9 protein-coding genes and 1 pseudogene are annotated in these 13,205 nt (G+C 65.7%); 4 read left to right on the top strand and 6 right to left on the bottom strand.

Annotated features, from left to right (window positions below):
* Positions 1-7: 7 nt before the first annotated feature.
* Positions 8-1,741 (bottom strand): SulP family inorganic anion transporter, encoded by a 1,734-nt coding sequence (locus BTN82_RS12275; RefSeq protein ID WP_075119377.1) that lies wholly within the window; start codon positions 1,739-1,741, stop codon positions 8-10.
* A gap of 279 nt (positions 1,742-2,020) precedes the next feature.
* Between BTN82_RS12275 and BTN82_RS12270 the strand changes: the two genes are divergently transcribed.
* Together BTN82_RS12270 and BTN82_RS12265 are read left to right on the top strand one after the other, a co-directional pair.
* Entirely contained in the window at positions 2,021-4,141 is a 2,121-nt protein-coding gene (locus tag BTN82_RS12270; protein ID WP_075119376.1) for a TonB-dependent receptor family protein, read from the top strand.
* Between the two features lie 255 nt (positions 4,142-4,396).
* Entirely contained in the window at positions 4,397-5,623 is a 1,227-nt protein-coding gene (locus tag BTN82_RS12265) for an MFS transporter (RefSeq protein WP_075119375.1), read from the top strand.
* Positions 5,624-5,641: 18 nt separating this feature from the next.
* On the opposite strand, the gene BTN82_RS12260 is transcribed toward BTN82_RS12265, so the two are convergent.
* From BTN82_RS12260 to BTN82_RS12250, 3 genes are all read right to left on the bottom strand, one after another.
* On the bottom strand, positions 5,642-6,106 hold the full coding sequence (locus BTN82_RS12260) for a GNAT family N-acetyltransferase (RefSeq protein ID WP_075119374.1): 465 nt from the start codon (positions 6,104-6,106) through the stop codon (positions 5,642-5,644).
* Positions 6,107-6,344: 238 nt separating this feature from the next.
* The gene (locus tag BTN82_RS12255; RefSeq protein ID WP_075119373.1) at positions 6,345-7,067 is read right to left on the bottom strand and encodes a DUF4198 domain-containing protein; all 723 of its coding nucleotides are present in this window, start codon (positions 7,065-7,067) and stop codon (positions 6,345-6,347) included.
* A 15-nt stretch (positions 7,068-7,082) separates the two neighbouring features.
* Positions 7,083-9,095 carry a TonB-dependent siderophore receptor gene (locus BTN82_RS12250; RefSeq protein WP_081375448.1) on the bottom strand — a complete coding sequence of 671 codons (2,013 nt, stop codon included), beginning with the start codon at positions 9,093-9,095 and terminating at the stop codon, positions 7,083-7,085.
* 329 nt (positions 9,096-9,424) lie between these two features.
* On the opposite strand from BTN82_RS12250, the gene BTN82_RS12245 reads away from it, so the two are divergent.
* Positions 9,425-10,465 (top strand): alpha/beta fold hydrolase, encoded by a 1,041-nt coding sequence (locus BTN82_RS12245; protein WP_075119372.1) that lies wholly within the window; start codon positions 9,425-9,427, stop codon positions 10,463-10,465.
* 94 nt (positions 10,466-10,559) lie between these two features.
* Here the strand turns inward: BTN82_RS12245 and BTN82_RS12240 are convergent.
* Positions 10,560-10,718, bottom strand: a pseudogene (locus BTN82_RS12240) (LysE family translocator); the annotation flags it as partial.
* A 129-nt stretch (positions 10,719-10,847) separates the two neighbouring features.
* Here BTN82_RS12240 and BTN82_RS12235 point away from each other — a divergent pair.
* A complete protein-coding gene (locus BTN82_RS12235; protein WP_075119371.1) occupies positions 10,848-12,599 on the top strand; it encodes a phospholipase D-like domain-containing protein in 1,752 nt (583 codons plus the stop codon).
* Positions 12,600-12,664: 65 nt separating this feature from the next.
* Here the strand turns inward: BTN82_RS12235 and BTN82_RS12230 are convergent, their stop codons facing one another.
* Positions 12,665-13,117, bottom strand: coding sequence for a hypothetical protein (locus BTN82_RS12230; RefSeq protein WP_075119370.1), 453 nt, complete (start codon positions 13,115-13,117; stop codon positions 12,665-12,667).
* Positions 13,118-13,205 lie beyond the last annotated feature (88 nt).

Here is a 13,205-nt window from a genome sequence, read left to right as displayed (position 1 = left end):
GCCGCGCTCAGCCTTGCGGCGTGCTGGCGGCGTCCCGGCCCTGGGTTTTCAGCGCCTCGCGCTGTACCTGATTGCGCCAGATCCGGTACGCGCGGATGCCGGCGCGCACCGAGGAAAACAACAGCTTCTGCTCCAGCTCGCGGGCCAGGCCCGAGCGCACCAGCATCCGCAGGAAGGTGCCGTGGGCCCGGGCAATGCTCAGCGTTATCCCGCGGGCCAGCAGGGTGTCGCGCACTTCCCGCAGGGCCACGATGCCGCTGACGTCGATCGACGTCACCGCCTCGGCGACGAACAAGACGGCACGGGGTTCGGGATCGCGGTCCACCGCTTCCAGCAGGCGCGCCTTGAAGTAGTCGGCGTTGAAAAACAGGATCGCATCGTCGAAGCGGTACACCACCAGCCCCGACAAGGTGCGGGCCTCGGGGTATTGGCTGATATCCACCTGGCCTTCGATCCCGCGCACCCAGCCCAGCACCGCGTCGGTGGGCTGGTAGATGCTCTTGAGCAACCGCAGGATCGCCAGCAGCACGGCGATGATGATGCCCGGCAGCACCCCTACGCCGAGCACGCCGAGGGTGGTCAGCACGCACAGCCAGAACTCGAAGCGGCTGAGCGTGCGGATGACCTTCAGCGACTTGAAGTCGATCAGGCCCCAGCCGGCCATCAACAGCACCGCGCCCAGCGCCGCCTGGGGAATCCAGGCCATGGGCGCGGTGAAGAACAGCAGGATCAGGGCGATCACCAGGGCGGCGATAATCCCCACCAGCTGGCTCTTGCCGCCCACCATGCTGTTGACCGCGGTGCGCGAATCGGCGCCGCTGATGGCGAACCCGCTGGAGACCCCGGCGGCGATATTCGACACCCCCAGCGCCAGGAACTCATGGTTGGCGTTGATCGTGTAACCGTTGCGCGCGGCGAAGCTGCGGGCGGTCAGCATCGCGCTGCAAAAGCTCACGGTGGCGATACCCAGCGCATCGCGCAGCAGGCTTTTCAGTTCGCCCAGGTTGGTCTCGGGCCAGCTCAGGCGCGGTATGCCCGACGGGATCGGGCCCAGCACCGAGACCCCGAAACGATCCAGGCCGAACACGGCGACGCACAGGGTCGCGACCACCACCGTGACCAGTGCCGCGGGCAGCCGCTGGAAACGCCGCGAGAGCCAGATCAGCAGCGCCAGGGAGCCCGCCCCGATGGCCAGGGTCGGCAGATGGGTTTCGCCCAGCCGTCGCAGCATGTTCAGCAGGCTGAGAATGAAGCCGTCGCCTTCGATCGTGTAGCCCAGCACCTTGCCCAGTTGCCCGGCCAACAGGCTCAGGCCGATGCCGTTCAAGTAGCCGATCAGGATCGGCCGCGAGAAGAAGCTGGCAATGAACCCCGCCCGGGCGATGCCGGCGCCGATCAGCATCAGGCCGACCAGCACCGTGACGATCACGGCCAACTGCGCCAGGCGCTCGGGGTCGCCCAGGGCCAGCGGCGCGATCGCCCCGGCGACCATGGCGCAGGTGGCCGCGTCCGGCCCGACCATCAACTGCCGGGAGCTGCCCACCAGCGCATAGACCATCATCGGCAAGACACAGGCATACAGGCCGTACTGGGGCGGCAGGCCGACGATCTGCGCGTAGGCGATGGCGATCGGGATCTGCACGGCCGCCACCGACAACCCCGCCTGCAGGTCGTACCTGAACCATTCGCGGCGGTAGTGCAGGAGATTGGCCAGGCCGGGCAGCCAGCGGGCAAGCAGCATGAAAGCACCTTAATGAAGGGTGTTGACGAAAAGAGCGACCGGGTGCGCAACCTCGGGCCCTGGACGAGAGCTAAGCAGAGTCAGTTTTCTTTGCCTGCTTTGCAACACAATATCGGCGGATCGCTCGTCTCCCGCCCACAGCGCGGCGCCTCCCTGGCTTGCGCGGACCGCCGGGCAAAAAAGATCCAAATCGCCATGTGTTTCCTTCGTTCTTTCATACGTCGCAGTTCTCGCCGCCTGTCCCTTACCGCCCGTTTCCTTCTGTCTGGAGTTGCCCCGATGCCCTCGCCCCCATCCCTGCCCCGCGCGCTGCTGGGCCTGGCCCTTGTCTGTCCGGCCATGGCCCAGGGCCTGGAACTGGGGCAGGTGCTGATCGGCGCCGAGGAACGCAGCGGCGAAGACGCCGCGATCGCGGACGCCGAGGCGCGGCTGGCCCAGGTGCCCGGCGGCACCAACGTGGTCGACCTGCGCCGCCCGTTGCAGGGCCGCGTGGCCAGCAACCAGGATGTGCTGGCCTATCAGCCGGGGGTCTATGCCCAGTCGGCGGGCAACGAAGGGGTGAAGATTTCGATCCGCGGCTCGGGCCTCAACCGCGCGCCGGGGGCCCACGCCTCAGGGCTGTACGCCATGCTCGACGGCCTGCCGCTGACCGGCCCGGGCGGCACGCCCTATGAGTTGCTGGAGCCGCTGTGGCTCGACCGCGTGGAAGTGCTGCGCGGCGCCAACGGTTTCGACCGCGGCGCCCTGGCCCTGGGCGGCGCCGTCGACTACATCAGCCACACCGGCTACGACGCGGCAAAGTTGCAGGTGCGCTACGCCACCGGCAGCCACGGCTACCAGCAACGCCAGGTCAGCTCCGGCCAGGTGCTGGGCGACTTCGACTACTACCTGGCGCTGACCGACGCCCGCTCCGATGGCTACCAGGATCACAGCGCCAGTGAGAGCCAGGGGGTGATCGCCAACTTCGGTTATCGCTTCAACCCCAACCTGGAAACCCGCTTCTACATTCGCCACCGGCAGACCGACAACGACCTCGCCGGGCGCGTGACCAAAGGCGCCATCGAACACGACCCACGGGCGGCCAACCCCGCCTACGTGACGCGGGACGACCGCCGCGACCAGCCGGGCAGCACCTTTATCGGCAACAAGACCACCTGGTACCTCGACGACGATTCGAGCATCCAGACCGGCCTGGCCTACCACGACTACCCCATGGACCTGCGCGAAGGCCCCAACCGCCTGAAGGTGGCCTACAGCGACGTCAGCGCCACCTTCGACTACAAGCGCCGCGACACCCTCTGGGGCCTGGAAAGCCGCAGCACCCTGGGCCTGCGGACCACCCGGCACCTGCCCAACGCCGGCGCCAGCGAGTTCGTGCGAATTCCCACCGGCAATACCGCCGGCTACGCGCCGGGCACGCGGATCCGCGATTTCACCTACCAGGGCTCGGACACGGTGCTGCACCTGGGCAACGACCTGGAGATCGCCGACGACCTGTGGCTGACCACGGGCCTGGCCGCCCTCTACACCCGCCGCGAAAGCGCCGTGACCTACCCCGAAGGCGGCGGCAAGACCAGCCTCGGCGACTGGGACTACGCCCCGCGCCTGGGCCTGCGCTACCAGCTGACACCCGATCTGCAACTGTTCGCCAACCTCAGCCGCTCGGTCGAGGCACCGCACCCCTGGTCGCTGATCTACAGCTCCAACCTTCGCTTTCCGGCCGGCAGCGGCGTCGCCACCGGCGCCCAGCGCGAGCCGATCGAACTGCGCAACCAGACCGCCACCACCCTGGAACTCGGCGGCCGCGGCGACAGCGCGCTGGGGCAATGGAGCTTGGCCTGGTACTACGCCCAGGTGCGCCACGAACTGCTCTCGGTCTTGCCCGACGCCAGCGCCACCACGCCCTACGAGCTCAACGCCAGCCCCACCGTGCACCAGGGCGTGGAAGCCAGCCTGCACAGCGACCTCTGGACGCGGCCCGACGGCGGCCGCCTGAGCCTGCGCCAGAGCTACACCTTCAGCGACTTCCACTACCGCGACGACGAGCGCTTCGGCGACAACCGCCTGTCGGGCCTGCCCATGCACTACTACCAGGGCGAGCTGCGCTACGACTGGCCCCAGGGTTTCTTCGCCGCGCTCAACACCCAGTTGGTGTCCAAGGTCGCGGTGGACTACGCCAACAGCTACTACGCCGATCCCTACGCGCTGTTCGGCGCCACCCTGGGCTACAACCCCCCCAAGGGCGACTGGCAAACCTGGCTGGACCTGCGCAACCTGACCGACAAGCGCTACGCCGCCACCGTCACCCCGGGCTACGACGACAAAGGCCTGGACGCGGCGCGTTCCACGCCCGGGGAAGGCATGGCGATGTATGTCGGGGTGTCGTGGAGTGTGCGCTGAGGAGCTCGAAGGGCGCGCCCGGGACGGCGCGTCCACGCCTCTCGCTCCGATCGGAGGGACAGGCATGCCCCTTGCCGAACCGGCTACGGCCGCCCCATCGCCGATAGCCTGTCTAGAGCGTTCAATCGATGGCATTGATGATTATTATCGAGCGGCTCGCCTGTCGGCTGGGCAAAACCGACTTCTATAATCGCCTCGAATTTTCCCCCGCTCCCCCGTCTGCCTCGGGCGACATCCCCCCTGGAATCCACCACCATGTCAAGCGCAAGCCAGGCCCCCCGCGGCCTCCTCGAACACAGTCAACAGAGCGTCAAGCAACAGTGGCTGGCCATTCTCTCGGTCGCCGTGGGTGCCTTCGCCCTGGTGACCAGTGAGTTTCTCCCGGTGGGCGTGCTCAACGATGTCGCCAGCGACCTGGGCATCACCGCAGGCCACGCCGGCCTGATGGTGACCCTGCCCGGCATCATGGCCGCCCTCGCCGCGCCCTTGCTGTCCGTGGGCATCGGCGCCCTGGACCGGCGCTATCTGCTGATCGGCCTGACGCTGATCATGATCATCGCCAACTCGGTCGTGGCCTACGCCAGCGACTTCAGCCTGCTGCTGTTCGGCCGCGTGCTGCTGGGCATCAGCATCGGCGGTTTCTGGGCGACCGCGATTGCCCTGAGCGGCCGCCTGGCCCCCAAAGGGGTCGGCGTGGCGAAGGCCACCTCAATCATCATGATGGGCGTGACACTGGCCACCGTCCTCGGCGTGCCCGTCGGCACGTGGCTGAGCGGCCTGATGGGCTGGCGCATGACCTTCCTGGTCACCGCGCTGCTGGGCATACCGGTGCTGCTGGCGCAGATTTTCCTGCTGCCGCGGCTTGCCCCGGACAAGGCCATTCGCATCAGTGACCTGCCGGCCTTGTTCATCAACCCACAAGCCCGGGTGGGCCTGATCGCCGTGTTGCTGATCGGCCTGGCGCACTTTGCCGCGTACACCTATGTCGCCCCCTTCTTCAAACAGAGCGCCGGCTTCGACGGGCCGACCATTGGCTCATTCCTGCTGCTGTACGGCGTGGCCGGGGTCGTGGGCAATATCTTCGCCGGTTTCGCCGCCAACCGCAGCGTGCGCCACACCCTGTTGCTGGTCGCGCTGCTGATCGGCACCAGCACGGCCCTGTTCCCCTACTTCGCCACCGGCATGACGGGCGCGGCGATGCTGATCGCGCTCTGGGGCTTCGCCTTCGGCGCCTTCCCGGCCTGCGCCAGTATCTGGATGTTCGTCGTGGCGCCCAAGGACGTCGAGCGCGGCATGCCGCTGTTCGTCGCCTTGTTCCAGGTGATCATTGCGTTGGGCTCGTTCTTCGGCGGGCGGATCGTCGACCAGCTGGGCAGCTCGGTACTGCTGAGCCTGGCCACGGCGTTGGTGGGCTGCGGTTTTGTCACCGTACTGGTGCTGGGACGCAACGTCAGTAACAGCCTGGCGGCCCAACCCGGCTGACAGGCTGGCGCAGGGGGGCTAGCCCGGATAACGATCCAGGTCGAGATGGTAGTAATGCTCGTCCTTGAGAATTTTCCCGGTGAAGGCGAAGCCAAAGGAGAGGTACAGGTTTTTCGCCACGGCGTTGGCCTCTTCGATCATCAGGGTCACCCCCTTCGCCCCCTGCCCCTTGAAGTAGGCGAGCATGGCCTCGAACGACAACCTGCCCAACCCCTGGCCGAGGAACTTGTGGTCGAGCATGTAGCGGCACAACTCGACTTCCCCCGGCGCCGAGGGCAGCGCCTGGTACATGAAAAAACCGATCAGCTCGGCGTCCCGATACAGGGCCCGCGGCTCAAACCCCGGGAAAAACCTCGACTCGACCAGGGAGGTCGCGTTGCAGCACACAAACGCCTCGAAAACAGTGCCGACGCCATCCTTGTTGGACGTCAGCTCGCAGACATCCAGGCAGTTGGTTGCGTCGATCTCGCGTATGGCGATCATCCGGGCAGCTCTCTGGGAAAAAATGATCGGCCGACCATAAGGCATTCCGCCAAAACCGATCCAGACGCGCGTGACCGGCCTTACGATTTCCCTACAAAGCGGCGGTTATCGCGGCGATTTTTTGCGTGCGAGTGCCACGTTGCCTGGACCACCGAGCTTCGACGGCGCGCACGGGCGGCTGCGCCGCCGAAGCGGCGCGAGGCCCCAATCCCAAGGGCACCGCGCTCGGCGCCAGGCCTCACTCGTGGTGCGGTTCGCCAAGGAACGTCAGCGAGCCGAACAGACTCTGGCGCTCCACCGGCGCATCCTTGGGCATGGGCAGGGTGGCCTGGGCGCTGATGACGTTAAGGCCCTCGTTGCGTACCCGGATACGGGCGCGGCCGTCCTTGTCGGTCTTGCCGCTCACTTCATGGGGCGCGCCCCGGTAGTCACCGCAGAGTTCGATATCGGCGGCGGGCTTGCCGTCCACCAGCACCTGCACTTCCAGTTCCTTGCCGGGGCCGACCTTGAGCGGGTCGCTCTGCGGGATGATCGCCAGGCGCAGCTGATCCAGCTTCGGCAGGCGCGCGCCCGCCTGGTAGATCGCCAGGCTGTATTTGAAGCTGTGGGTCGAGGCGACGGCGTTCTTGACCTGGGTGCGGTCCTGATTGACCCAGCGCTGGTCCGGCGTCTGCGACCAGGGGCCGTTGTCCAGCACCACCGCCACCACCGCCGGCGGCTTGAGCGGTTGCAAGCGGGCATGGTCGGCCAGGCGCTGGAGGGTCACGGGGATCATCTTGCCCGCCGCGTCATAGGCCCAGGCACGCTTGACCTTCTCGGCCGCGAAGGCGCTGTCCTCGGCGCCATGGCCGTACACCACCTCGATGTTGCCGCGGCGTTCTTCGGTCCACAGGCCATGGGCGCCGGCCTGGGTACAAATGAACAGCGCCAGCAGGCTGGCGATTGTCGATGACGAATGCATGGTGAATCCTTTCGTTCAGAGGTTGAGGGACAGGCTGACGCTGAGGTTGCGCGGCTCGCCGGGCATGACCCAGGCCTTGTTGTAGGAGCGTTCGTAGTACTTGCGGTCGAAGACGTTGTTGAAGTTCAGCCCGACCGTGACCTGCTCGCTGGCCTTGTAATGGGCCAGCAGGTCGACGGTGCTGTAAGAAGGCAAGGTGAAATCGCTGCCGGCCTGGCCCGAGCGCTCGCCGATATAGCTCACCGCCGCCCCCACGTCCGAGCCCTTGAGCGCGCCGTTCTGGAATTCGTATACGGCCATCAGGCTGCCACTGTTGCGAGGAATGCCCAACAGGTCGCTACCCTTGGGGAGCGCGGCGTCGCCCTTGGTCACCTCGGCGTCGATGTAGGCATAGGCACCGATCACGCGCAGGGCGTCGCTGACCTGACCGCTGAACTGCAGGTCCAGCCCCTGGCTACGGGCCTTGCCGGCGGCGACGCTGTCACCGAAGGCATCGGTGGTGATGACGTTTTCCTTGTCGATGTGGAACAAGGCAACAGTAGCGCCGATGCGGCTGTCCAACAGATCGAGTTTCAGGCCGCTCTCGTAGCCCAGGCCCTTTTCCGGCTTGTACACCTGGCCCTGGGTACCCATGGTGTTGGGCTTGAACGAGGTGGAGGCATTGGCGAATACGCCGACCTGCGGGGTCAACTGATAAAGCACGCCGATGCGTGGAGTGGCGACGTCCTTTTCCTGGCGGTCGCTGAGCCCCGCGCCGCGGTTTTGCGAGGTTTGCTCCACGCGTTCCAGGCGCACCCCGACCAGCCCCCGCAGACGGTCGGTGAAGGCAATCTGGTCCTGCAGGTTGAGCGCGTAGCTCTCGGTGTGCTCGTGGAAATCGTTGGCCCGGGTCAGGGCCGGCTTGGCCTGGCCGTATACGGGCTGGTAGATGTCCAGGCCATAGCGGGTCAGCGTGGCGCTCTGCGGATACTTCTGGCTGTTGCGATAATTCTCGTACTCCATCCCTATCAGCGTCTGATGCCGCCAGCCCGCCCACTGGAAGTTCCCGTGCAACTCGGCCTGGCTGATCGAGTCGTTCCACTCGAAATTCCGTTCCCGGTAAAAACGGCTGATGACCGACCCGGTCAGCACCTGGGGCTCAGAACTCGCGCCCTTGAGCGTGCCCTGGGTGTAATGGTTGGCCAGCCGCAGTTTCCAGTCGTCGTTCAGGTAGTGCTCGAACGCCAGGTCCAGCGTCTGGTTGTCGTTGCGGATCCTGCCGTCATCAGGCTCGCCGATGAACGTCGAGCGCTTGACCGCGCCCATCTCGCCATTGACCGCTGGAATGCCGCGGTCGAACACCGATTCGGTGCGAGAAAACTCGGCGTCCAGCAGTAGCCGGCTGTCCGGCGAAATCTGCCAGGCCAACGATGGACTGACGATACGCCGTTCGCTGTCGACATGGTCGCGAAAGCTGCCGTTGTCCTCGACCGCCAGGTTGATCCGCGACAGCAGGTTGCCCTCGCTGTCGAGCGGGGCGTTGGCGTCCAGACTGCCGCGATAGCGGTCCCAGGTCCCGGCGCTGAGGTTCAGGTGGGTGAAGGCTTCGGCCTGGGGGCGTTTAGTGACGATATTGACCAGCCCCCCCGGATCGCCGCGACCGTAAAGACTGGCGGCAGGCCCCTTGAGCACTTCGATACGTTCGATGCTGGACGTATCCGGCGCGCTGTAGCTGCCGCGGTTGATGGCGAAGCCGTTCTTGTACAGCTCGCCGGTGGTGAAGCCGCGCACGCTGTAATTGAGGAAGGTCAGGCCGCCGAAATTGTTCTGTCGCAAGACGCCACCGGCGAAGTCCAGGGCGCGATCGATGCGCGTGGCATTCAGATCCTTGATCACCTGGGCGGGCACCACATCGATGCTCTGCGGGGTGTCGCGGATATCCGTGTCGGTGCGCGTGGCCGTGGCCGAACGAGTCGCACGGTAGCCGCGCACCGGGCCTTCGGCGCGCTCCTCGACGTAGGAGTCGGTGATCGAGAGTTCATCCAGCATCAACGTTTCCGTAGCTGAAAGCGGTTGTCCGAACAATCCGAGCGTAAGTCCTGCCAGCAACGGTGAATGGTGTCTCAAGATGGGGCCTCCTTTATTAAACGTAATAACATAACACTTAATATTAAAGACGTACCACCTGTCGTCCCCGCACGACCAAGCGCATCGCGTCCCGACCCTGTATCGCCATGTATCTACGTGAATGCCCGGTACATGCGCTTGCGCCCGCCCCGCTCTTCGACACACCCCAGATACTTCACGGCCTTCAAATGCTCCCACGATTGCAGCGGGCCACCCAGGTCCCCTGCCCTGCATCCAATGGAGAGATCAGCATGAAGACCACATTGCGCAACCCCGCCACCGGCAAAATCCTGGCGTTCGCTCTGTTCGGCGTCCTCGGCGTAGCCCAGGCGCAAACGCCCGTGGCGGCGCAGCCGGAAGCAAGCAGCGCGGCCACCACGCATGCGGCGCCCTCGCCGTTCGGCCCGCTGAAGCATGTCAAGGCCGGGCTGCTGGACGTGGCCTACGCCGAGACCGGTCCCGCCAACGGGTCAGTGGTGATCCTGCTGCACGGCTGGCCGTACGACATCCACAGTTATGACGAGGTCGCGCCCCTGCTGGCAGCCAAGGGCTACCGGGTGCTGATGCCCTACGCGCGGGGTTACGGCGACACGCGCTTCCTCTCGGCGAAGACTCCGCGCAACGGCCAGCCCGCCGCGCTGGCCAGCGATGTCATCGATTTCATGGATGCCTTGCGGATCAAGCAGGCGGTGCTCGGCGGTTACGACTGGGGCGCGCGCTCGGCGGATATCGTCGCGGCGCTGTGGCCGGAACGGGTCAAGGCGCTGGTCGCGGTCAGCGGCTACCTGATCGGCAACCAGGCGGCCGGGCAGAACCCACTGCCGCCCAAGGCCGAGTTGCAGTGGTGGTACCAGTTCTATTTCGCTACCGAGCGCGGCCGCGCCGGCTATGCCAAAAACACCCACGACTTCGCCAGGCTGATCTGGCAACTGGCCTCGCCGCAATGGCAATTCGACGACGCCACCTTCGAGCGCAGCGCCAAGGCCCTGGACAACCCCGACCATGTGGACATTACGGTGTTCAACTACCGCTGGCGCCTGGGGCTGGTGCAGGGTGAAAGCCGCTACGCCGCATTGGAACGCAAACTGGCCACGGCGCCGCCCATCAAGGTGCCGACCATCACCCTGGAAGGCGACGCCAACGGCGCCCCTCACCCCGCCCCCGAGGATTACGCCCAGCGCTTTACCGGCCAATACCAGTTCCGCCTGGTCAGCGGCGGCATCGGCCACAACCTGCCGCAGGAAGATCCGCAAGCGTTCGCCCAGGCGGTGATCGACGCGAATCGGTTGTGAACGAGCGCTGCCTTATCAGACCCTGTGCGCGTGCCTGCTGAAATCGGCAGGCACGCCTGTCATCCCTTCAAGCGCAGACACACCGATGAACGCCTCAAGCCCGCCGCGCCAGCAGCAACACCGAAGCTGCCGTCGACAACAACGCCGCGCAGCTGCGGTTGAAGATCTTCTTGCCCCGCGGTTCGGCGAACCAGTGGCGCATGTGCAGGCCCATGCAGGCGTAGGCACCGATGGCGATCCACTCCAGTAAGAGCCTCGGGGCGCATTGCAACCCGCGTCCGCGACCCGGCCTCGGCTAAAACCGCCACCGCCCGCCGCACTGTTCTACGCTGCACACATCCAGCCCCTGCTTGACTCGTCCACCCGCGCAAGGAGCGCCCCCATGGCCGACTTCTACAACACCCAGACGCTCGACGGTTTCACCATGAAGCTCTGGCGCGGAGAACGGATGTGCCTGATCGGCTTCGACGTGGAGAAACCGCCCGCGGACCTGGTGGGATTCGCCCTCGAGTACAAGCCTCCCGGCGCCGAAGACTTCACGCCCCTGCCCAACCGCATCGCCTTCGAGTACGACGCACCCGCGCACGACGCGGTCGATGGCCAGCGCAAGTTTTCCTCGCTGCAAGCGCCCTTCCAGAAATTTCGCTGGGTGCATGTCCCCCATGAGGCCGAGCCAGGCACGTTCGTCTACCGGGGGCGGATGATGCACATGGCCGACGACGGCCAGCTGGCGCCCGGTACGACCATCGAACTGGCGATCGACCTCGACCCCACCAGCTACGAGGGCATCCTCGATATCGGCTTCACCCGCGGTTTTACCTCTTCCCAGGCCTTTCTCGACCGGGTGCCTGCGGGGGTCAAGGCCGATGTCTACGGCAAGCGCCTGATTCCGTCGAAGAGCAAGGACGGGCTCGACCACCCGAAAACCGAGACGGCCATGTACCAATGGCTGGGCTTCGAGGCGGTGTCGATGATATTCGCGGTGCTGGACGAAGTTCTGCAGCAGCCGGACACCACCCTCGATGTCTTCGCCTACGACCTCAACGAACCGGACATCCTCGCCAGGCTGGAGAAGCTGGACAAACGCCTGCGCATCGTTATCGACGACGCCGGCGACCACGCCGCCGCCGACAGTTGCGAGACCCGGGCCGCCAACCGCCTGACGGTCTCGGCCGGCGCCGACCGGGTGCGGCGCAGCCATTTCAACGGCCTGCAGCATCACAAGGTGCTGATCGCCCGGCGCAACGGCACGCCCTACCAGGTGCTGTGCGGCTCCACCAACTTCAGTTTCCGCGGCTGTTATGTGCAGAACAACAATGCGCTGTTGTTCAAGCACCCCGAGGTGGCCGACCTGTTCGGTCGAGTCTTCGAGGCCGGCTTCAACGACCCGAAGCACTTCGCGGCCAGCGACCTGGCGCAGAAATGGCACGTTATCGAAACCGCCACCGCGACGGCTCCGGGCCCGCGCCTGCATTTCTGCTTCTCGCCGCACGACCACAGCGACCTGTCGCTCAGCCCGATCGGCGGCGCGATCGACCAGGCAAACAGCAGCGTGCTGTTCAACATCGCCTTCCTCAACCAGATCACCAGCGGGCCCCTGTACGAATCGATCCGCCGCCTGTACAAGCGCCCGGTCTTCAACTACGGCGTGAGCGACAAGCCCTCGGGCATGGATGTCATCAAGCCGGACGGCACCTCGGCCGAAGTGGACTTCGCCTACCTCGCCAAATACGCGCCGGAACCGTTTCGCAGCGAGTGGTCGGGCGGCAGCGGGATTTCCGTGCACAACAAGTTTGTCGTCACCGATTTCAACCTGCCGAGCGCCAAGGTCTTCACCGGTTCCTCGAACCTGTCGGTCTCGGGGGAAGAAAAAAACGGCGATCACCTGATCCTGATCGAGGACCAGAAAATCGCCGTGGTCTATGCCATCGAGGCCCTGCTGGTGTTCGACCACCTGCACTTTCGCAGTGTGATGCAACAGGCCTTCACGACCGCCGATGGGACCCAGGGGAAGCAGCCAGCGCCACTGTTGCTGAAAAAACCCACGGTGATCTCGGGTCAGCCCGCCTGGTTCGCGGCTTACTACGTCGAGGGTTCGCAAAAACAGGGCGACCGGCAGTTGTTCTCTCATTGAGAGGCGCACTGTCGAACGCCGCCAGGCGCCGGGAGGCGCTCAGGCCCCGCCGGCGCCCGGGCGCGTCAAACCGAGTAGATCATGCAGCCGATCGCACCGGCCTCGTGGTAGATCGCGTGGCCGCTATTCTCCACCGTGAACCCGCGCAGCGTGCGCTTGGCCTCGTCGCTGTAGGCCAGGGCCACCACCCAGCGGGCCTCGACGGGCTCGGTGTATTTAGTGATCTTCTCGATGTCCTTGCGGGTTTCCGCCAGCAGTTTGTTGCCGGCGTTGGTGGCGCTCTCGACTTTCACCTCGATGGCATAGGTCTCGACGCCCTGGCTGGCCAGGACGTCCAGGTGCAGGGCCTGGTTCGGCGGCGGGTACGGCACTTCGCGGGCCACGCCCAGGTGGGCCGCGCGCAGCAGCATGAGGAATTCGACCTGGAACCAGACTTCCCAGGCCGCGCCCGTGCTGATGGCGGCCTCGATGCGCGAGTGGTCGCTCAAGATAATGTGGCTGAGTTCGGTGTTGTTCATCGGGCGTTCCCTCTGTGAGTTGGTAGAGAGAGGAACGCACCGACGGCGCCGCTGTGAATGCCGAGCGCGAAGAATGCGCAGCAGCCGG

Origin of the sequence: Pseudomonas chlororaphis, from assembly GCF_001921865.1 — a bacterium.
Lineage (GTDB): Bacteria > Pseudomonadota > Gammaproteobacteria > Pseudomonadales > Pseudomonadaceae > Aquipseudomonas > Aquipseudomonas chlororaphis_D.
This window is presented reverse-complemented; position numbering and strand designations above follow the sequence as displayed.

Bases quoted from the DNA above. Each gene is read 5' to 3' on its own strand.
- BTN82_RS12235 (WP_075119371.1), top strand. From the start codon at position 10,848: ATGGCCGACTTCTACAACACCCAGACGCTCGACGGTTTCACCATGAAG.
- BTN82_RS12270 (WP_075119376.1), top strand. From the start codon at position 2,021: ATGCCCTCGCCCCCATCCCTGCCCCGCGCGCTGCTGGGCCTGGCCCTT.
- BTN82_RS12245 (WP_075119372.1), top strand. From the start codon at position 9,425: ATGAAGACCACATTGCGCAACCCCGCCACCGGCAAAATCCTGGCGTTC.
- BTN82_RS12255 (WP_075119373.1), bottom strand. From the start codon at position 7,067: ATGCATTCGTCATCGACAATCGCCAGCCTGCTGGCGCTGTTCATTTGT.
- BTN82_RS12230 (WP_075119370.1), bottom strand. From the start codon at position 13,117: ATGAACAACACCGAACTCAGCCACATTATCTTGAGCGACCACTCGCGC.
- BTN82_RS12250 (WP_081375448.1), bottom strand. From the start codon at position 9,095: ATGCTGGATGAACTCTCGATCACCGACTCCTACGTCGAGGAGCGCGCC.
- BTN82_RS12275 (WP_075119377.1), bottom strand. From the start codon at position 1,741: ATGCTGCTTGCCCGCTGGCTGCCCGGCCTGGCCAATCTCCTGCACTAC.
- BTN82_RS12265 (WP_075119375.1), top strand. From the start codon at position 4,397: ATGTCAAGCGCAAGCCAGGCCCCCCGCGGCCTCCTCGAACACAGTCAA.
- BTN82_RS12260 (WP_075119374.1), bottom strand. From the start codon at position 6,106: ATGATCGCCATACGCGAGATCGACGCAACCAACTGCCTGGATGTCTGC.